This is a genomic window from Kitasatospora sp. NPDC097691 (assembly GCF_040302665.1).
In the GTDB taxonomy this organism is placed as follows: Bacteria; Actinomycetota; Actinomycetes; order Streptomycetales; family Streptomycetaceae; genus Kitasatospora.
Window position 1 is genome coordinate 51201 of sequence record NZ_JBEORY010000047.1, and the last position, 17904, is coordinate 69104.

Genomic DNA, 17904 nt, shown 5'->3' on the forward strand with positions numbered 1-17904 from the left:
ATATGTAACCGACAATGGCCCAAGAATGCCGAAATCAAGGCCAATATCCCGTTCAGCCGCATCGACCATCTGTACCCCCGTTGGTCTCACGCCAGGTGCCGCAGCGCGACCGAGGATACTTGATTGATTCACAAATCACGCCTGGCTTGCGTCGGCATCATTCACGGCCGGAACTCGCCCGCGCCCGCGGCCGGCCCCCCGTCAATTCGCCCGAAATGGCGGAACGGAACGGTGAAACAAACCGACCGGTGCGCCCAATTCCCACGGGTCCGCCGGATAGCGCCGGCATGTGGACCGGCGCCGTCCGAAGGAGAACCGGCCGGTCCCGGCGGTGGGGGAATCCGCCGGAACCGGCCGGAGCCGGAGTGCTCCGGCGGGATCAGCCGCCGGGAGCCGAACGGACGGCGTGGATCAGTGGACCGGTCATCGCCGTCGTGAGCAGCGCCATCAGCACCAGGACGGTGAGCCCCGCGGTACTGATCAGATGTGCCTGCCAACCGATCCCGGCGAGGACGATCTCGGTCACCCCGCGACAGTTCATCAACGCGCCGAAACGCATCGCGTCCGCCCGGTCCAAACCGGCCAGCCGGGCTGCTCCACCCGCGCCGACCAGCTTGCTCACGCAGGCCGCCAGCACGACGACGACGAGAACCAGCCAGTGCCCGCCGTCCCGCCCGAGCGAGCCGATCGAAACCTTCAGGCCGACACCGGCGAAGAACACCGGCAACAGCACGGCCAGGGTGAAGCCCTGGAAGTGCTGCTGCATCCGCTCGATCACGCTCGACTGGTGCGGCACCACCGTTCCGAACAGGAAGGCGCCGACCGCCGGGTGCAGCCCGATCAGCTGGGTCAGCCCCGCGTATCCGAGCGCTCCGGTCAGCAGGACGGGCAGCAGCAGCCGCTCCGGCGAGTTCCGCAGCTCCGAGCGCCGGATCAGCGCGGCGAGCGCGGGCCGCACCCACAGCACGGTGCCGGCGACCAGCGCCAGGGTCAGCCCCACCGTGGGGCCGAGCCTCCCGCTGCCACCGCCCGAGGCCGCCAGGATGCCGGTGAGCGCCAACCAGGCCACCCCGTCACCGAGCGCCGCCGTGGTCAGCGCGTAGCCGCCGAGCGGCGTGCGGTCCATCTTCAGGTCGACCAGGGTCCGGGCCAGGACCGGCAGCGCGGTCACCGACAGGGCCAGCCCGAAGAAGGCCGGGTAGCCCCAGGACGTCCCGGCCGAGCCGGCCAGCACGTCCGGCGCCGCCAGTGCGATCGCGCCGCCGGCCAGGAACGGCAGGCCCATCCCGCCGCCGACCGCGGCCACCACCGGCCCGCGCAGCCGCACCTCCCGCAGCTCGCACCCGAGCAGGAAGACGAAGACGGACAGCCCGAGCTGCGCCGCGAGGTCGAGCCCGCCGCGCACCTCCGCGGAGAAGATCCAGGCCTGCCCGGACGGCCAGACCCAGCCCAGCGCGGACGGACCGAGCAGCAGCCCGCCGAGGACCTCGCCGACCACCGGGGGCTGACGCAGCCGGACCATCAGCGAGCCCAGCAGATGGCTGAGCAGCACGACCACGGCGACCGCCAGCAGGAAGCGGGCGATCGGGTCGACCTGGTCGGCCCGGCGCGCGGTGTCCACCAGCCCCGGCCCCCACAGCACGAGGGCCGGCACCACGACGACCAGCCCGGGGACCCAGCGGACCACCGCCTGCCGGACGGCGCCCTCCCGCGGGCGCCGCGCCGACGCCCCACGACGGACCGGCCCCTCGGGTGCCGGTGTTCCCACCGTGGTCACGGCGCGGACACCCCCCGGGCGCCGACCCCGGCCGGCTCGGCGTCCGGCTCGGCGTCCTGCTCGGCGGCGGGCCAGTCGGCGAACCGGCGCAGCCCGTACAACAGCGGGACCCCGCCCGCCCGGTGCACCTCGACGACCTCGCCGAGGACCAGGACGTGGTCGCCGACCTCGACCAGCTGCCGCACCCGGCAGCCGGCCAGCGCCAGCGCGTCCCCGGTGAGCCAGGGCAGGCCGAGGACGGGCGACGGCCGCCAGTCGACGTGCGCGAAGCGCTCGGCCACGGCGCTCGTGAACACCCGGGCGGCGGCCCGGCCCCCGGTGTGCAGGAGGTTGACGGCGAAGGCCTGCCGCGCGACCAGCGCGTCCAGCGTGCTGCTGGGCGCCTTCAGGCAGACGGACAGGACGGGCGGAGCGGTGGTCACGCTGCTCAGCGAGGAGCAGGTGAGCCCGCGGGGACGGCCGGCCGGGTCGGTGGTGGTGACCACCGCGACGCCGGTCGGGAATCGGCTCATCAGCCCCCGGTAGTCGTCCGCCGGCACGTGTCCGGCGATGGGCGGCTGTCTCGGGGAGCGGGGCTGCGGACCGGCGCGGTCCACGAAGCGTCTGCCGGCCGGGGCCTGGCTCGACGCGGGTGGGCTGGCCATGCGTTCTCGCCTTCTGGGAGCGGTGCGGATGGTCGCCGAACCCTGCCGGGGGGCACCGCCGGGCGCCGTCGGACGGCGACCGTCCTCGGTCGCCGCCGGTGCGCCGACGGGAACCCGGCCCGACGGGTCCGCGGGGGTCGGGACCCGTCGGGCCGGGGGCTCGGTGCGCCCCTGCCGGGTGCGCGTCAGTTGATCGACGCGAGGTACTCGTAGCAGCTCGGCAGGGCGGCGACGAGGCGGTCCGCGTCGGCCTTGATCCGGGCCAGCTCGGCGCGGGCCGTGGTCGGGTCGATGTGCGCGAGCGCCGGCCGGGCCGCCCGGGGTTCGTGCCCCAGTCCGAGCAGCATGGTGTTCCAGGAGTAGTGCTCGAAGCCGTGGTAGCCCTGGTAGATGGTCTGCTCGTCGAGCAGGTGCGAGGCGGCGACCTCCAGTCGCTCGGCCAGGCCGTCCGGGAGCGGGCGGACCTTGGTCTCCTTCCAGTACGGCGTGTCGTCGCGGCGGGCCGCCCAGTAGTGCAGGACGAGGAACTCCTTGACGCCGTCCAGCACGTTCGCGACGCGCTGGTTGTAGTCCGCGGCCAGGGCCGGGTCCCAGCGCTCGTCGGGGAAGTGCTTCACCAGCTGCTCGATGCCGTGCTGGATGAAGAAGATGCCGGTCGACTCCAGCGGCTCCACGAAGGCGCTGGACAGGCCGATGGCCACGCAGTTGTTCACCCAGGAGCGCTCGTTGCGGCCGATCCGCATCCGGATGTGGTTGGCCTCCAGGTCCTCCTGGCCGGGCGCGGCGAACTCGCGCAGCGTGCGCTCCGCCTCCTCCGGGGTGGCGAACTCGTCGGAGTAGACGTAGCCGGTGCCGTTGCGCCCGAACAGCGGGATGGTCCAGATCCAGCCCGCCTCCATGGCCGTGGCCGTGGTGTACGGACGCATGTCCTTGCGCTGCTCCTCGTCCAGCGGCACCCGCAGCGCGACGGCCCGGTTGTTCGGCAGGACGTCCTGGAAGGAGACGAACGGCTCCTCCAGCGTCTGGTTGATCAGCAGCCCGCGGAAGCCGGTGCAGTCGATGAACAGGTCGCCCGCGAGCTCGCCGTGCTCGCGGGTGGTGACGTGGCTGATCCAGCCGCGCTCGTCCCGGGCCACGTCCACCACGTCGTCCACCACGTGCCGCACCCCGCGCCGGGTGCCGTAGTCGGTGAGGAACCGGGCCAGCAGGCCGGCGTCGAAGTGGTAGGCGTACGGGAACTGGGCGCGCTGCTCCTCCAGGGTGGAGCGGCCGAGCGAACCGTCCAGGCCACCGGCGAACAGCGACCCGTCCAGGAGTCTCGGCGAGCGTCTGGACTCGCACAGGTACGGCGTGACGTAGCAGCTGCGGTCGAAGGACTCGCTGCGGTCGCTGAGTTGCAGCCACCAGTCGGCGACGTTGAACCCGTCGGAGGTCCGCAGCCGCTCGAACGGGTGGTAGAAGTGGTGCCCGACCTCGCGCCAGTTCTCGAAGCGGATGCCGAGCTTGTAGGAGCCGGAGCAGTGCGGCATCCAGTCCCGCTCGTCCAGGCCGAGATAGTCGAAGAAGTGCCGGACGGTGCTGAAGGTCGCCTCGCCGACGCCGATGGCGGCGACGCGGTCCGATTCCACCAGCGTCACGTCGATCCGGTCGCCGAATGCCGCCTTCAGGTAGGTGGCACTCATCCAGCCTGCGGTTCCGCCGCCGACGATCACTACCGAGTTGATCATCCCCGAGCCCTCCTGGAGATCCGTGATTCGTGCAGCGAAGTTATCCAGCCACGTTTTTCCTTCGTTATCGGTCGTCAATGGCGCGGGAAGATCGACAATGTTCCCGACAATATCGACGGACGCCCGAATCGAATCGAAGACCACGGGTGGTCGCGCGCCGGGGCGGGAGCGGACGCGGTCGGGCTCGACGCCCGTGCCGGGGGCCCAGACGGGCTGTGCGGGAATGTCCGGATACCGCCGAAACCGCGCACGGCGGCCACGGCGCCGCACGGCGGGCACGGCGCCGCACGGCGTCGTTCGGGGGAGGGGTGGGCCCGAGAGCCCTGGCCGTTCCGCTGCGGCGGGGGGCTCACCGACGCAGCACGCGGCGTCCGATCCGCCGCCTCCGGGAGCTCGCCGGGGCGGCCGGTGACGGATCTGGTGGGGCACCAGGGGCTCGAACCCTGAACCTACGGATTAAAAGTCCGCAGCTCTGCCAATTGAGCTAGTGCCCCGCGGCTCTTGGCCCCGGTGGTGCCCGGTGGGGAGAGCCACGGCGATCCTACCCGGTGGGGCCCAGGGCTCCGCCAGTGGATTGCGCGGACGCGCCGTCGGTGTGCAGCGGTCCTCGAGGCGGCGTGTAGTGGGCGGCGCGGACGCGGCGGAGCCAGGCCTCCGCGGGGCGCGGGTCGGGGGCGGCCGGGAGGACGCCGGGGCCGGCCAGGCGGTCGGCGGCGTCGGCGAGCAGCGTTTCGGCGACGGCCGGGCGGTCGGCGATGCGTTCGCCGAGTTCGCGGATCCGTTCGGGGTCGGGCAGCCGGATCAGGTTGCGGCCGCTCTCGTGCAGCCGGACGGCCTGCTCGACCAGCCGGACCAGGTGCCGGGCGTGCTTGGCGGCCCGGCGGCGGGTGGCCGGGTCCGTGGTGTCGCGGGTCAGCAGCTTGCGGAACTGCTGGTCGGCGTAGCCGAGATAGGCCTTCCGCACGGCGGGCGCGCTGAGGAAGCTCGTGCGGATGCCGATGAGTTCCGTACCGAGCGGGGTGCGGGTCTCGTACAGGTCGTCGGGCAGCCAGACGAGTTCGGAGGCGGTCGGGTTGCAGGTCAGCGCCAGCCGGCACCACTTGGCGGCCTCGTGCAGGGTGAGGTCGGGCGCGGTGCTGACGTGCGACTCGGCCGGGCGGTGCAGGCCGTGCAACTCCTCGGTGGGGGTGGCGAACAGGCCCAGCCGGTCCAGGTCGGAGCCGGCGTGGGCGAAGCCGTAGGCGGTGGAACCGACGATGCCGGAGAGCAGGACGGTCCCGGGGGTGGCTACGGGCACGGGGGTGGCTGCGGTCCCGCGGGTGGCTACGGTCCCGGGGGTGGCTACGGGCACGGAGGTGGCTGCGGGCACGGGCGGTCTCCTCCCGGGAGGCGTACGGTCGGACGGCGAACGGGCCGGCCGCGGTCGGGCCGCGGACGGCCAGGCTGCGGCGGGTACGGGCATCCTCTCCGGAACGGGCCGCGCCGGGCGAGCGATTTCCGGTCCGGGGCCCGCCCGGCCGCCGATACTGGCCCCATGGAGCACGATCCCCACGTGGAAGCGGTGGCAGGCGGCGTCGAGAAGCTGCGGGCCTGGTGGTCGCACCGGCAGTGGCTGGACCGCCCGCACACCGGTGCGTCCGCCGCCGAGGCGCTGGCCGCCACCGGCTGGGCCCGCTCGGTGGGCGGCGCGGCGCCGTACCTGGGCCTGTTCGCCCGGGCCGGGCTCCGCCGGGCGGCGGTGGACGCGGCGGTGGCCCGGCTGGAGGTGCACGAGCTGCCGTCCGCCCGCGGCTGCACGTACCTGCTGCCCGGCTCCGACTTCGCGCTCGGCCTGGCCTGCGGCGGCGCCGCGCCGGTGGGCGAACTGGCCGCGGCGGAGAAGCACCTGGGGGTCGGCCGGGACGAGGTGGAGAAGCTCTGCCTGGCCATCGAGCGGGTGCTGTCGCCGGACGAGCCGCTGGACCCGACCACGATCCGCGAGTCGGTCGGCGACGCGGTCCGCCCGCTCGGCGAGGCGGGCAGGAAGCGCGGCCTCGCCACCACGCTGCCGCTCGCCCTCGGGCTGATGCAGTCGCGCGGCCGGATCCGCCGGGTGTCCGTCAACGGCCGCCTGGACCAACAGCGTTACGGCTACGTCGGCTGGGACCAGCCGGTCGCGGGGGACGCCGTCGACCTCGCCCGCCGCTACTTCTCCTGGGCCGGCCCGGCCACCGTCAAACACTTCCGCTGGTTCTCCGGCTTCACCGCCGCGACCGCCCGGCGGGCCGTCGCCGAGGCGGGCGCGGTCCCGCTCGCACCCGGCTCGGAGCTCCTGCTATCGCCCGAACTCGCCGAGGAGTTCAGCGAGTTCAGTGTGCCGAGCACACCGCACTACACCCTGCCGGCCGGTATCGACGGCATCCACCTGCTGCACCGCGACCTGCCCCGGCTGCTCGACCCCGCCGACGCCGCCCGCCCGCTGCCCGCCGGCCGGGCCGGTCGCGCCTTCGGCTCCGAGGCCGACCCGCAGACCCACGTCGTACTCGACCGCGGCCGGATCGTCGGGCTCTGGGAGTACGACACCGAGCGGGCCGAGATCGTCCTGCTGCCCTTCGTCCCGCTCGACGACGCCCTGCGCGAAGCGGTGGCCCGCACCGAGGAGTTCGTCCGCGAGGATCTCGGCGACGCCCGCGGCTTCAGCCTCGACTCGCCGAAGAGCCGCGCCCCCAGGATCGCGGCGCTGCGGGCCGCCGCGGCACGCGTGACCGGCCCGACGGCCGGGTAGCGTACGGACCATGTCGACCACCAGCACCGACGAAGTCCTGCTCGTCACCGGCGCCGGCCGCGGCATCGGCGCCGCCACCGCCCTGCTGGCCGCCCGCCGCGGCTACCGGGTCTGCGTCAACTACCGTACGGACGAAGCCTCGGCGGCCTCCGTCGTGGACGCCGTCCGGGCCGAGGGCGGCACCGCCCTCGCGGTGCGCGCCGACGTCAGCCGGACCGCCGAGGTGGAGCGGCTGTTCGCCACCGTGGACGCCGAACTCGGCCTGCTCACCGGCCTGGTGAACAACGCCGGGACGCTGGAGGAGCAGTGCCGGCTGGAGGAGATCGACGAGGACCGGCTGAACCGGATCTGGGCCGCCAACATCACCGGCCCGTTCCTGTGCGCAGCCCGGGCCGTCCGCCGGATGTCCACCCGGCACGGCGGGCGCGGCGGCGCCATCGTCAACGTCTCCTCGGCCGCCTCCAGGCTCGGCTCGCCGAACGAGTACGTCGACTACGCGGCCGCCAAGGGCGCGGTGGACTCGATGACCCGCGGCCTCGCCCTGGAGGTCGCCGCCGAGGGGATCCGGGTCAACGCGGTGCGGCCCGGACTGATCCACACCGACATCCACGCGCTCGGCGGCGAGCCCGGCCGGGTCGACCGGGTCGCCCCGAACCTCCCGATGCGGCGCGGCGGCCGGCCGGAGGAGGTCGCCGAGGCGATCCTCTTCCTGCTCTCCCCCGCAGCCTCGTACACCACGGGCGCGTTCCTGGAGGTCTCGGGCGGCCGTTGACGACTGCTTCCGGCCCCGCGGGCCGGAACCCGCCCGACCCGGGGGCCGCTTTCGGACAGCGTCGACCCGCCACCGAACGGCCCCCTCCGGTTTCCTTCCGCGCGCCTGCCCCCGCCCGTACGGTGGAAGCCATGACCGACGCCTTCATCGACATCCCCGGTGTGCGCAACTTCCGTGACGCGGGCGGCATCGGCGCCCTCCGCCGGGGCGTGCTCTACCGCTCCGGCTCCTTCCACACGCTCACCGAGGAGGGCGCCCGGCGACTCAAGGCCCTCGGCCTGCGGACGGTGCTCGACCTGCGCAGCCCGTTCGAGCTGGAGACCTGGCCGGACCAGCGGCACGGCCTCGACCACGAGACCCTCAGCCTGCCGACCCTGCCCGCGAACCGCGGCGACGTCGACCGGCCCTGGCCGGAGGACCAGGCCTCCCTCTACCCCTTCATGGCCGAGACGGCCGGCCCCTCGCTCGCCGCCGTCATCCGCCGCCTCGCCGCACCGGAGTCACTGGCCGCCGTCGTCCACTGCGCCGTCGGCAAGGACCGCACCGGCCTCACCATCGCCGTCCTGCAGTCCCTGCTGGGCGCCTCCGAGGCCGACATCACCGCCGACTTCCTGCTCTCCAACATCGGCCTCGGCCTGGACGACGGCCCCGTCCCGTACGTCGACGAGGCCGGCGCCGAACGCCTCTCCCGCCCGGTCGGCGCCGAACTCATCGCCTCCTCGCTCACCTGGATCGACACCCACCACGGCTCGATCCCCGCCTACCTCCACCACCACGGCGCCACCGAAGCCGAACTGGACGCCGTACGCACCAACCTCTCGGCCTGACCGGCGCCCCGGCCGGGCGGGGGCTCGACGGCGGGCCCTACGGCCGGCGCTCGAAGCGCCACCACTGGGTCGGCTCGTCGACGTCCTCCCACTGGTGGACGACGCCGTCCGGGGCCTGCGGCGCGGTCAGCGGCTTGCCGCTGATGAAGCTGGTGACGGTGTACGTCCCGGGGGCGTCCACATGGGCCTCCAGCAGCCACTCCTGGGCGCCGAAGGCGTTGGCACCCCACTGCTGGATCGGGACGCCGTCGTCCGGGGAGGCGCCGGTGACGTCGAGGCGCTTGCCGCTGCCGACGTTCTCCAGGTGGTAGAGCGCACCGCCCGGGTGGACGGCGGTGAGGTGCCAGAGCTGGGCGTCGGTGCCGTCGTCGGCGCCCAGCACGATCCGGGCACCGCTGCGCCGGGAGGCGTCGGCGACCTGCAGCAGCAGGCCGGTGCCGACGTTGCGGACGAGGTAGCTGCCGTCGGTGATCGCGGAGTCAGTCACGGTCGAAGTCTGCCACCGGGTACCGACAGGCCTCGTAGCCGAAGACCGCGGCCAGCACCGCCGCCACCACGCCGACCTGGACGAGTGCCGACACCCGGGTGCCCAGCGGGACGGTGGCCGCGACCAGCGTCGCGCCGAGCAGCCGGGGCAGGTTGGGGCGCAGGCCGAGGAAGCCGCGCACGGCGGTGTTGACCACCAGGTAGAGGGTGATCCCCCCGGCCAGCGCGACGGCCTGCGGCAGGCTGATCGCGGCGACGGGGTGGGCGACCGCGGACTTGACCCCGGCGGCGAACAGCAGCACGCCGAGCAGCAGCCCGAAGTGGCCCAGGTAGTGGACCGCGACGGCCGCCCGGTTGCGCTCGGCGGAGGGCAGCGCGGCCATCCGGCGCTCGGCGCGGGCGTCGTCGTCGTGCCCGAAGTAGGCCCACCAGAGCCCGACGCAGACGGTCAGGCTGAGCAGCGCGACGGCGATCAGCCCGGGCCCGAGGTCGGCCGTCCCGGCCCCGACGCCGATCGCGATCACCGACTCGCCGAAGGCGATGATCACGATCAGCCCGTGCCGCTCCACGAAGTGGTCGGCGCGCAACCGGAACTCGGGCAGCCCGGCCGCCCACGGGGTCACGAACTGCATCGCGAAGGCGGCCGTCCAGAAGCCGAGTTGGAGCGTCCCGGTGAGGTAGCCGCCGGTCACCACCAGGGCGCCGACGACCAGGTTGCTCGCGCCCATCCGCAGCACCGCGGCGGGGGTGACCCCGGCGGCGACGAACATCCCGGTGTGCAGGGCGACCACCACCAGGTACGCCCAGCCGAACGCGGCGCCGCCGCCCTCGAAGGCGTGCGGGACGGACAGCGAGATGACCAGGAAGGCGCCCATGGCCAGCATCAGCAGCCCGCGCCGACCGTGGGTGCGCGGCGGCATGGCGTTGGTCAGCCATATGAAGGCGTCGTACATCCACCAGATGACGCCCAGCATCACCAGCACCTGGGCGAACCCGCCGGGGGTGAGGTGGTGGACCAGGCTGCCGGTGAGCTGGGTGATGGTGAAGACGAAGACGAGGTCCAGGAAGAGTTCGAGCGGTGCCACCTTCAGGGCCGGCTCGGCGGTCCCGGCGGGACCTGTCGCCTCGGGAGCACCGGCCCGAGGAGCACCGGCCCGAGGAGCACCGGCCTCGGGAGCACCGGCCCGAGGAGCGCCGGCCTCAGGAGTACCAGGGGAAACACGCGATGCGGTCACCGCGCGAGTATCCGTCACCCGGCCCGGGCACGGGGGCGTTTCGACCGGACCGGCTCCGCCGCCTATGCTGCGGCGAATGTCCACCGAGCAGATGTCGTCGCACCGTCAGCAGCCCACCTTCCTCGAGGCCGTGGCCGAACTGGAGGCGGTGGTCGCCGCCGAGGACGACGAGCGCTTCGGCCCCGTCCTCGGCCTGGTCGGCGGGCTGTTCGGCGCGGCCGCCCCGGACGATCGGGTGGCGGCCGGTCCCCGGCTGGCCGCACTGCTGCCGGACGCCCCGCCGTTCCCCCGCTCGCACCTGGCGATGGTGGTGGGCGCCTGCGTCGAGCACGGCGCCGACCCGGTCGCCTGCGCCGGCCCGGTGCTGGCCGGCCTGCGCGGGGCGCTGACCGGCGTGCAGCTGCTGGTGCGGCGGTGGGCCGAGACGGGCGGCGGCCCGCTGCCGGACCCGGAGGAGGACGATCCGGCCGCGGCGCACGAGCGGATCGCCGACCCGGCGCTGCTGGACGAGTGGCACGCCCACCTGGCCGTGGTCGGCTGGTGGACGCTGCACCTGTGGCAGCAGGCGTCCTGGGCGGTGTACTCGCACGCCCCGGTCCGGGCCGAGGCCCGCGCCTCGGGCGTGACCGAGGCGCTCGTGGAGCTGTTCGGCCGGTACGAGGGCGAGCAGCACGACCTCAAGGGCCTCGCCCACCTGGCGCTGGTCCTGGACGACGAGCCGCTGCTGGTGCTCGACCGCCCCACCGGCACCGGCTACCTGCTGCGGATGAGCGGCCTGGGCGACACCTTCCAGCTGCACACCCTGCTCGCCGACGTGCTGATCGGCGGCGGCCACCTCCCCGGCGCCCCGCAGGACCCGGAGGTGGTGGCACTCGCCCGGACGGCCTTCCTGGACCACCGTCGGCCGATCGCGACCGGCGCCTTCAACCTGGTCGCCCCGGACGGCTCCTGGCTCTGGAACGAGGGCACCCCGAGCGACGTCCCGCTGCTGGACGGCGTGCGCACCCTGGTGCTGGAGCCGCAGCCGTACGAGCGCAGCTGGTCGGCCGGACGGTTCATCCAGGAGGTCCCGGGCGACCTGCGGCTGGAGCGGGTGCTCGACCCGGCGGAGGCGGCGCGGTGGCTCGCCCGTACCGTCCCCGGGCACTCCACCGCGGAGGCCTTCCGGTAGCGGCGCCGTCCGTGTCCGGAGCGTCCGGAGCCCTCCGGAGGATCGGCGGCCCGGTCGGGTTATGGTCGGAATCCGACACAGCCCCGAGGAGTGGAGTCGACGATGGCGAAGGTCCCGAACGTGCTCGCGGCCGCCGCGCCCGCCGCGCTGACCGCGGCGAGCGGTCTGGTCGGCGGTTACGGCGTCGCCCGCTGGACCGGCCGGCGCGAGCTGGGCGGCGCGGTACTGGCGGCGGCCGGCGCCGGGGCGGCCGCGCAGTGGCGCCGCAGCTCCGGCCCGGGCACCGCGGCCGCGCTGACCGGCCTGTACGTGGCGGCCTTCGGCGGCTCGCACCCGCTGGCCAAGCGGATCGGCGCCTGGCCGGCCGTCTTCGCCGTCACCGGCGTGGTCGCGGCGGCCTCCACGGCCGCGACGGCGCTGTCCGTCCGCAACCGCAAGACCCGCTAGCCCCGGCTGGGCCCGGCGAGGTCCGGCGAGGTCCGGCGAGGTCCGGCCAGGCCCGGCCAGGCCCGGCTAGGTCCGGCTAGGTCCGGCTCGCCGCACCGAACCGGGCCTCGAAGGCGGCCCGGTTCACCGAGACCGGCGAGCGGTCCCAGACCGCGAACACCACCCGGTCGAAGGCCGCCCCGTACCGGGCCAGCGCGCCCTCGAAGGCCTCGGCCACCTGGGCCGGGTCGTTGCGGAACACCCCGCAGCCCCAGGCCCCGAGCACCAGCGTGCGCACCTCGTGCCGGGCCGCCGCCGCGAGCACCCGCACGGCCCGCTCGGCGAGCACGCCCCGCACGTCCGTACCGGCCGAACGCCGTTCCAGCTGACCGGCGTTGGGCGCGGGCGAGGTCAGGAAGGTGACCGGGAACGGCTGCGCCAGCAGCTCGCCGCGCCCGTCCCGGATCACCGGCACGTCGGGCGAGACGATCACCCGGTGGCTGTACCGGAGGTCGGTCGACGCCCGGTGCGCCTCGTAGTAGTCCGGCGCTTCCAGCAGGCAGCTGTACAGCAGCGCGCTGCGGCACAGGTCCTCCTCCTGGGCGCGGGCACCGCGCAGGTAGCCGCCGCCGGGGTTGCGGGCGGAGGCGAAGTTCAGCACCCCGACCGGCCCGGCCCCGGCCTCCACCAGTCGCCCGGCGGCCTGGACGCTCCCCTCGGCAGTCACCTCGACGCTCCCGCGCGGCCCCGGCCCGGGCTCGCCCGCCGCCACCAGCGCGTCCAGCGCCTCCGGCGCGTACGAGACCGTGCCGGCCTGGGCCGCCGTCAGCTGCTCGCCCACCTGCACGAGTTCACCCCCCGCCGTCCGGTAGTTCCCCCGCCCGGCGATCTCCTCGTTCACCCGCGCCACGTCATGCAGTCTGCTGCTCATGTCCCGGACGCTACGGGACTACCACCACCGCGCGCCACAGGTTATTCTCACTTCCAGAACAACACCTCGGGGGGAGTCCCAGGACGAGGTGTTGGGGGGTATCGGGGGATATCGGGGGAACGCGAAGGGCCCGCTCCGGGGGACGGAGCGGGCCCTTCTCACACGTTCAGCCGGTCCGGCGGTCGATCACCGCCGGTGCGGCGTCAGTTCTTCCAGCGCGGCTTGCGGTCGTCGCGGTTGAAGCCGCCACGGTCGGCACCGCGGTCACGGTTGAAGCCACCACGGTCGGCCTGCGGACGGCCGCCGGAGCGGTGGTCGTCGCGGCGCGAGAACGGACGGCTGCTGCCACCGCGCTCGTCGCGGTCACGGCCGAAGGCCGGACGGTCGCCGAAGGAGCGGGCCGGGCGGTCACCGAAGGAGCGGCCGCCGCGGTCGTCGCGGTCACGGTTGAAGCCACCACGGTCGCCGGCACGGTCGCCACCGCGGTCACGGTCGAAACCACCGGAGCGACGGTCGTCACGGTCACGGCCACCGAAGCCACCGCGGTCACGGTTGAAGCCACCACGGTCGCCACCGCGGTCACGGTCGAAACCGCCCGAGCGACGGTCGTCACGGTCACGGCCACCGAAGCCACCGCGGTCACGGTTGAAGCCACCACGGTCGCCGGCACGGTCGCCACCGCGGTCACGGTCGAAACCGCCCGAGCGACGGTCGTCACGGTCACGGCCACCGAAGCCACCGGAGCGGCGGTCGTCACGGTCACGGCCACCGAAGCCACCGGAGCGGCGGTCGTCACGGTCACGGTCGCCACCGCGGTCGCGGTCACGGGCGAAGGCCGGACGCTCGGTGCGCGCCTCGCGGTACGACGGGGTGCGCTCCTCGGCCTGCGGGGCGGCGGGCGCCTCGACGGCGGCCGGAGCGGCCTCGGCGGACTCGCCGGTCACCTCGGCGGCCGGCTCCTCGTCCACGATGCCCAGGTCGGCGCGCTCGCGGGCGGCGCGGGCGGCCAGGCGGTCGGCCTCCTCGCGCAGCTCGGTGGCGCGGCGCTGCGCGCGCTCCAGCTGGCGGGTCATGTCGGCGATCTCGCGCTCGGCGGCACCGGCGATGTTGGCGGCGCTCTCCGCCTGGACCTCGGTCAGCGAGCGGGCGCCGGTGATCTTGGCGACCTCCGCGTCGAAGGCGTGGTCCAGGATGTGGCGGCTGGCGTCGACGCCCGCGTCCTCCATCAGACGGAAGACGCCGCGGCGCTGGTGCGGCAGCACCAGGGTGACGACGGCGCCGGAGCGGCCGGCGCGCGCGGTGCGGCCGGAGCGGTGCAGGTAGTCCTTGTGGTCGCCGGCCGGGTCCACGTTGAGGACCAGGTCGATGCCGTCGACGTGGATGCCGCGGGCGGCGACGTCGGTGGCGACGACGACGTTGACGTAGCCGTCCTTGAAGTCGCCGAGGACGCGGGTACGGGCACCCTGGGTCATGCCGCCGTGCAGCGCGTCGGCCTTCACACCGGCCTCGAGCAGCTGCTCGGCGACGCGGTCGGCGCCCATCTGGGTGCGGACGAAGATGATCGTGCGGCCCTTGCGGGCGGCGATCGCGTTGGTGATCGGCGCCTTGTCCTTGGGCTTCACCACGAGGATGTGGTGGGTCATGGTGGTGACGGCGCCGGCCGACGGGTCGACCTCGTGGGTGACCGGGTTCTTCAGGTAGCGCTTCACCAGGGTGTCGATCTCGTTCTCCAGGGTGGCGGAGAACAGCAGGCGCTGGCCGCCGGCCGGCACCTGGTCGAGGATCTCGGTGACCTCGGGCAGGAAGCCCATGTCGGCCATCTGGTCGGCCTCGTCGAGCACGACGGTCTGGACGTCGTCCAGCTTGGCCGAGCCACGGTTCAGCAGGTCGCGCAGGCGGCCCGGGGTGGCGACCAGGATGTCGACGCCGCGCTCCAGCGCGTAGATCTGGTTCGACATCGAGGTGCCGCCGCAGACGACCTTGAGGCGCAGGCCGAGCACCGAGCCGAAGGGCTCCAGGGCGTCGGCGACCTGCATGGCCAGCTCGCGGGTCGGGACCAGGATCAGGCCGCGCGGCTGCTTGGCGCGGGTGCGCTCGCCGTCGGCGAGGCGGGTCAGCAGCGGCAGGCCGAAGCTGAGCGTCTTGCCGGAGCCGGTGCGACCGCGGCCCAGCACGTCCTTGCCGGCCAGGGCGTCCGGGATGGTCGCGGCCTGGATCGGGAACGGGGTGGTGACGCCGCGCTTGGCGAGGGCGCGCACGACGTCGTCGTGCAGGCCCAGGTCGCCGAAGGTGATGGTCGGCTCGGCGGCCGCCTCCTCGGTGGCCTCCACGGCCTCGGCGATCACCTCGTCGGCGGCGGTGTCGAGGGTGTCGGTGGTGTCGGTGACATCGGCGGCGGCCTCGTTCGCGGGCATGGCGAAGCGGGCGTCGTCAACGAGAGACATGCAAAACCTTCCGGAAGTGGCACGCGCCAAAGTCCGGGGTTCTGTTTCACAACCGCCTCTATGCGGTCAGCCACGGATCGCCGGAACGCGCCAAGGGCGCCAGATGGGAATAGGGCGCCAATCAAATGAATCAAACGAACGATCTACCACCATAGAGGAACCTGGGGATCGGAGGCAAATGCCCTGGACAGGGACCTAATGCCCGCCGGAGCGCGGGCTCGGCGCCGAGGAACCGGAGCTGCCCGACGAGGGCTCCGGAAGCGGCGGGACGGTCACGGGCGGTGAACTGTGCTCGGGCTCCGGGGTGTTCGACGGGCGGCTGCTCGGCGTGGCCGACGGCGAGCCCGCCGGACCGCCCGAGCGGCCCTCGCCGGTGCCGCCCGCCCCGCCCGTACCGCCGGAGCCCGCCGTATCGCCGGAGCCGGTCGGCCCGCCGCCGCCCGGGTGCGGCGCCGGACTGGTGTTCACGCCGCCCGCCGAACCGCCGCCCGCCGCGCCGTCGGGAGGCTCCGGGACCGGGACCACCCCGGCCACCGTCCCGGTCGCACCGGGCAGCACCTCGCCCGGCGCCGAGGTCGTGGCCCCGCCCGGACCGCTCTCGGCCTGCAGGCCCCCGGGCCGCTCCGGGTGCCCCGACGCGCCGCCCGGATGCCCGGCCCCCGACGAGGCGGAGGGCCCGCCCGTCACGCCCGGCCGGCCCGCCGGACCGGCCTGCCCGACCGGCGCCACCCCGCCGTGCCTCTCCTCCGCCGCCGGACCGACCGACATGCAGCCCGTCAGCCCCAGCCCGGCCACCGTCAGCACCGCCGCCGCCCGTACGGCGCGCGAGCGCAGGACCGCCGCGTTCCGCGCCCGTCCCGCCCGTCCCGCCTGCACTGCCCGAACCGCCCGTACTGCCCGAACCGCTCGTACCGACCGCACCGAAGCCACCGAGGTCCCTCTCTACCGCCCCACCCGGGCCGCCCACTCGCGCGCGGCCGCTTTCGGTGCCCAACGCGCGCCCGGCCCGGCGGGACACGGGCGGGGCGGCAGTTGGCCCCGCCCTCCCGCCGGGGCGCCGCCCCCGGCCCGGGCCCCGGCCGAGGCCCCCGCCGTCACCCCGGCCCGTGCCTCAGCCCCAGAGCGCCGAGGCCAGCTCCGCCCCGGCGTAGACCGCCGCCAGCCCGGCCGCCACGCTGCCGGCCACGTTCGCCAGCGCGTACCGCCCGGCGCCCGTCCCGGCCAGCCGCAGCGTCTCGTACGAGAAGGTCGAGTACGTGGTCAGCGCGCCGCAGAGCCCCGTCCCCAGCAGCAGTTGGACCCGCGAGGACGCCGCACCCGCCGCCACCGCGCCGGTCACCGTCCCGAGGATCAGGCAGCCGACCACGTTCACCGTGAACGTGCCCCACGGGAAGACCGAGTCGTGACGGGACTGCACCGCCCGGTCCGTCAGGTACCGCAGCGGAGCGCCGACCACCGCGCCCGCCACCACCAGCAGCCAGTTCACTCCGCCGACGCTCCCCGGCCCGGCTCCCGGCCCGCGCCACCGCCGGGTCCACCGCCCGTACCGCCGCCCGGCCCCCGCCCGGTGTAGGTCACCACCTCGCACCGGTCCAGCAGCACCAGGCCCTCCGCCACCAGCCCCTCCAACTGCGGCAGGAACGCCCGCACCCGCTCCTCCTCGTCCACGATCACCACGGCCACCGGCAGGTCCTCGCTCAGCGACAGCAGCCGCGTGGTGTGCACCAGCGACGACGCCCCGAACCCCTCGATCCCCCGGAACACGCTCGCCCCGGCCAGCCCGGCGGCCCGCGCCCGGTGCACGATCTCGCTGTACAGCGGGTGGTGGTGCCACCGGTCGCTCTCGCCGACCAGCACCGTCAGCCGCAGCGCCGGCCCGCCCAGCCGGGTCACCGCACACCCCCGCCGGTCGCCGGGCCGCCCCCGGCCGCCCCGCGGCGGACCGCACGGTGGATCAGACGCCTGGTCAGCCCCGCCGCCGCCCACACCGCGACCAGCGCGCCCAGCAGCGTCAGCCCCAGGTACGCCAGCCCCGGCCCGAGCCGGCCCGCCTCCAGCAGCCGCCGGACGTCCACCGCGTAGGTCGAGAAGGTGGTGAACCCGCCCAGCACGCCGGTGCCGAAGAACGGCCGCACCAGCGGGTGCGCCTGACGCCCCTCGGTGATCACCACCAGGAACACCCCGATCACCGCGCAGCCGACCACGTTGACCAGCAGCGTCGTCCACGGGAAGGCCGTCGGCCCGGTCTCCCAGCCGAGCCCGGCCGCGTACCGGGCCACCGCCCCGACCGCCCCGCCGACCGCGACCACCGCCACGGCCGGCCCCTGCCCGCGCAGCACCGGCGGCCGGTTCCGCACCCGCGCCGCGACCGGCGGCGTCCCGGGCGGACCGCCCACCGTGTCGCCCGGGGCGCCCTCCGAGGTCGTCATAGCCCCATCAAACACCGGCCTCCGCCACCTGGCACACCGTCATCCGAGACCCGACAATGATCCGGTGGAGATGACCCGGGAAGAGTTCGAGACGCTGGTCAGCGACGCGCTCGACCAGATTCCCCCGCAGCTCGCGGCCATGATGGACAACGTCGCGATCTTCGTCGAGGACGAACCCGAACCGAGCGACCCCGAGCTCCTCGGCCTCTACGAGGGCACCCCGCTCACCGAACGCGGCGAGTGGTACGCGGGCGTCCTGCCCGACCGCATC

At 74.6% G+C, this 17904-nt stretch carries 18 protein-coding genes and 1 tRNA gene; 6 read left to right on the top strand and 13 right to left on the bottom strand.

The window, feature by feature from the left end:
• Positions 1-379 precede the first annotated feature (379 nt).
• The 5 genes from ABTY56_RS27245 to ABTY56_RS27265 all read right to left on the bottom strand — a co-directional run bounded on the left by ABTY56_RS27245 (position 380) and on the right by ABTY56_RS27265 (position 5445).
• Entirely contained in the window at positions 380-1777 is a 1398-nt protein-coding gene (locus ABTY56_RS27245; protein ID WP_350631822.1) for a cation:proton antiporter, read from the bottom strand.
• Positions 1774-2289 (bottom strand): flavin reductase family protein, encoded by a 516-nt coding sequence (locus ABTY56_RS27250; protein ID WP_350631823.1) that lies wholly within the window; start codon positions 2287-2289, stop codon positions 1774-1776. Before ABTY56_RS27250 ends, ABTY56_RS27245 begins: the two co-directional genes overlap by 4 nt.
• Before the next feature lie 317 nt (positions 2290-2606).
• The gene (locus ABTY56_RS27255; RefSeq protein WP_350631824.1) at positions 2607-4148 is read right to left on the bottom strand and encodes a tryptophan halogenase family protein; all 1542 of its coding nucleotides are present in this window, start codon (positions 4146-4148) and stop codon (positions 2607-2609) included.
• Positions 4149-4566: 418 nt separating this feature from the next.
• Positions 4567-4642: transfer RNA gene (locus tag ABTY56_RS27260), tRNA-Lys, on the bottom strand.
• A 47-nt stretch (positions 4643-4689) separates the two neighbouring features.
• Positions 4690-5445: a nucleotidyltransferase domain-containing protein gene (locus ABTY56_RS27265; RefSeq protein ID WP_350631839.1), complete on the bottom strand. Its 756-nt coding sequence runs from the start codon at positions 5443-5445 to the stop codon at positions 4690-4692.
• A 237-nt stretch (positions 5446-5682) separates the two neighbouring features.
• Here ABTY56_RS27265 and ABTY56_RS27270 point away from each other — a divergent pair, with 237 nt between their 5' ends.
• The 3 genes from ABTY56_RS27270 (at position 5683) to ABTY56_RS27280 (ending at position 8511) form a co-directional block, all read left to right on the top strand.
• Positions 5683-6912, top strand: coding sequence for a DNA glycosylase AlkZ-like family protein (locus tag ABTY56_RS27270; protein ID WP_350631825.1), 1230 nt, complete (start codon positions 5683-5685; stop codon positions 6910-6912).
• 10 nt (positions 6913-6922) lie between these two features.
• A complete protein-coding gene (locus tag ABTY56_RS27275) occupies positions 6923-7684 on the top strand; it encodes an SDR family oxidoreductase (RefSeq protein WP_350631826.1) in 762 nt (253 codons plus the stop codon).
• A 131-nt stretch (positions 7685-7815) separates the two neighbouring features.
• The gene (locus ABTY56_RS27280; RefSeq protein WP_350631827.1) at positions 7816-8511 is read left to right on the top strand and encodes a tyrosine-protein phosphatase; all 696 of its coding nucleotides are present in this window, start codon (positions 7816-7818) and stop codon (positions 8509-8511) included.
• A 37-nt stretch (positions 8512-8548) separates the two neighbouring features.
• Here the strand turns inward: ABTY56_RS27280 and ABTY56_RS27285 are convergent, their stop codons facing one another.
• Both ABTY56_RS27285 and ABTY56_RS27290 read right to left on the bottom strand, forming a co-directional pair.
• On the bottom strand, positions 8549-8998 hold the full coding sequence (locus ABTY56_RS27285; RefSeq protein ID WP_350631828.1) for an RICIN domain-containing protein: 450 nt from the start codon (positions 8996-8998) through the stop codon (positions 8549-8551).
• Entirely contained in the window at positions 8991-10082 is a 1092-nt protein-coding gene (locus ABTY56_RS27290) for a low temperature requirement protein A (protein ID WP_350631829.1), read from the bottom strand. Before ABTY56_RS27290 ends, ABTY56_RS27285 begins: the two co-directional genes overlap by 8 nt.
• A gap of 226 nt (positions 10083-10308) precedes the next feature.
• Here ABTY56_RS27290 and ABTY56_RS27295 point away from each other — a divergent pair, with 226 nt between their 5' ends.
• Positions 10309-11403, top strand: a complete 1095-nt coding sequence (locus ABTY56_RS27295) for a hypothetical protein (RefSeq protein ID WP_350631830.1) — start codon at positions 10309-10311, stop codon at positions 11401-11403.
• A 102-nt stretch (positions 11404-11505) separates the two neighbouring features.
• Entirely contained in the window at positions 11506-11850 is a 345-nt protein-coding gene (locus ABTY56_RS27300; RefSeq protein ID WP_350631831.1) for a hypothetical protein, read from the top strand.
• Between the two features lie 76 nt (positions 11851-11926).
• On the opposite strand, the gene ABTY56_RS27305 is transcribed toward ABTY56_RS27300, so the two are convergent.
• The 6 genes from ABTY56_RS27305 to crcB (ABTY56_RS27330) form a co-directional block, all read right to left on the bottom strand.
• Complete coding sequence (locus tag ABTY56_RS27305) at positions 11927-12760, bottom strand: TIGR02452 family protein (protein ID WP_350631832.1); 834 nt, start codon at positions 12758-12760, stop codon at positions 11927-11929.
• Positions 12761-12963: 203 nt separating this feature from the next.
• A complete protein-coding gene (locus ABTY56_RS27310) occupies positions 12964-15204 on the bottom strand; it encodes a DEAD/DEAH box helicase (protein ID WP_350631833.1) in 2241 nt (746 codons plus the stop codon).
• Between the two features lie 195 nt (positions 15205-15399).
• Positions 15400-16080 carry a hypothetical protein gene (locus tag ABTY56_RS27315; protein ID WP_350631834.1) on the bottom strand — a complete coding sequence of 227 codons (681 nt, stop codon included), beginning with the start codon at positions 16078-16080 and terminating at the stop codon, positions 15400-15402.
• Between the two features lie 235 nt (positions 16081-16315).
• Entirely contained in the window at positions 16316-16690 is a 375-nt protein-coding gene (gene crcB / locus ABTY56_RS27320) for a fluoride efflux transporter CrcB (RefSeq protein WP_350631835.1), read from the bottom strand.
• Entirely contained in the window at positions 16687-17097 is a 411-nt protein-coding gene (locus tag ABTY56_RS27325) for a DUF190 domain-containing protein (protein WP_350631836.1), read from the bottom strand. The genes crcB (ABTY56_RS27320) and ABTY56_RS27325 overlap by 4 nt, the downstream gene beginning before the upstream one ends.
• Entirely contained in the window at positions 17094-17633 is a 540-nt protein-coding gene (gene crcB, locus ABTY56_RS27330) for a fluoride efflux transporter CrcB (RefSeq protein ID WP_350631837.1), read from the bottom strand. Before crcB (ABTY56_RS27330) ends, ABTY56_RS27325 begins: the two co-directional genes overlap by 4 nt.
• Positions 17634-17703: 70 nt before the next feature.
• Here crcB (ABTY56_RS27330) and ABTY56_RS27335 point away from each other — a divergent pair.
• On the top strand, positions 17704-17904 hold a 201-nt coding region (locus tag ABTY56_RS27335; RefSeq protein ID WP_350631840.1), incomplete at its 3' end, for a metallopeptidase family protein.

What these genes read in the sequence shown, in the direction of transcription:
- ABTY56_RS27250 (WP_350631823.1), bottom strand. Translation starts at nt 2,289, where the DNA reads ATGAGCCGATTCCCGACCGGCGTCGCGGTGGTCACCACCACCGACCCG.
- ABTY56_RS27255 (WP_350631824.1), bottom strand. Translation starts at nt 4,148, where the DNA reads ATGATCAACTCGGTAGTGATCGTCGGCGGCGGAACCGCAGGCTGGATG.
- ABTY56_RS27270 (WP_350631825.1), top strand. Translation starts at nt 5,683, where the DNA reads ATGGAGCACGATCCCCACGTGGAAGCGGTGGCAGGCGGCGTCGAGAAG.
- ABTY56_RS27275 (WP_350631826.1), top strand. Translation starts at nt 6,923, where the DNA reads ATGTCGACCACCAGCACCGACGAAGTCCTGCTCGTCACCGGCGCCGGC.
- ABTY56_RS27280 (WP_350631827.1), top strand. Translation starts at nt 7,816, where the DNA reads ATGACCGACGCCTTCATCGACATCCCCGGTGTGCGCAACTTCCGTGAC.
- ABTY56_RS27295 (WP_350631830.1), top strand. Translation starts at nt 10,309, where the DNA reads ATGTCCACCGAGCAGATGTCGTCGCACCGTCAGCAGCCCACCTTCCTC.
- ABTY56_RS27300 (WP_350631831.1), top strand. Translation starts at nt 11,506, where the DNA reads ATGGCGAAGGTCCCGAACGTGCTCGCGGCCGCCGCGCCCGCCGCGCTG.
- ABTY56_RS27305 (WP_350631832.1), bottom strand. Translation starts at nt 12,760, where the DNA reads ATGAGCAGCAGACTGCATGACGTGGCGCGGGTGAACGAGGAGATCGCC.
- ABTY56_RS27310 (WP_350631833.1), bottom strand. Translation starts at nt 15,204, where the DNA reads ATGTCTCTCGTTGACGACGCCCGCTTCGCCATGCCCGCGAACGAGGCC.
- crcB (WP_350631837.1), bottom strand. Translation starts at nt 17,633, where the DNA reads ATGACGACCTCGGAGGGCGCCCCGGGCGACACGGTGGGCGGTCCGCCC.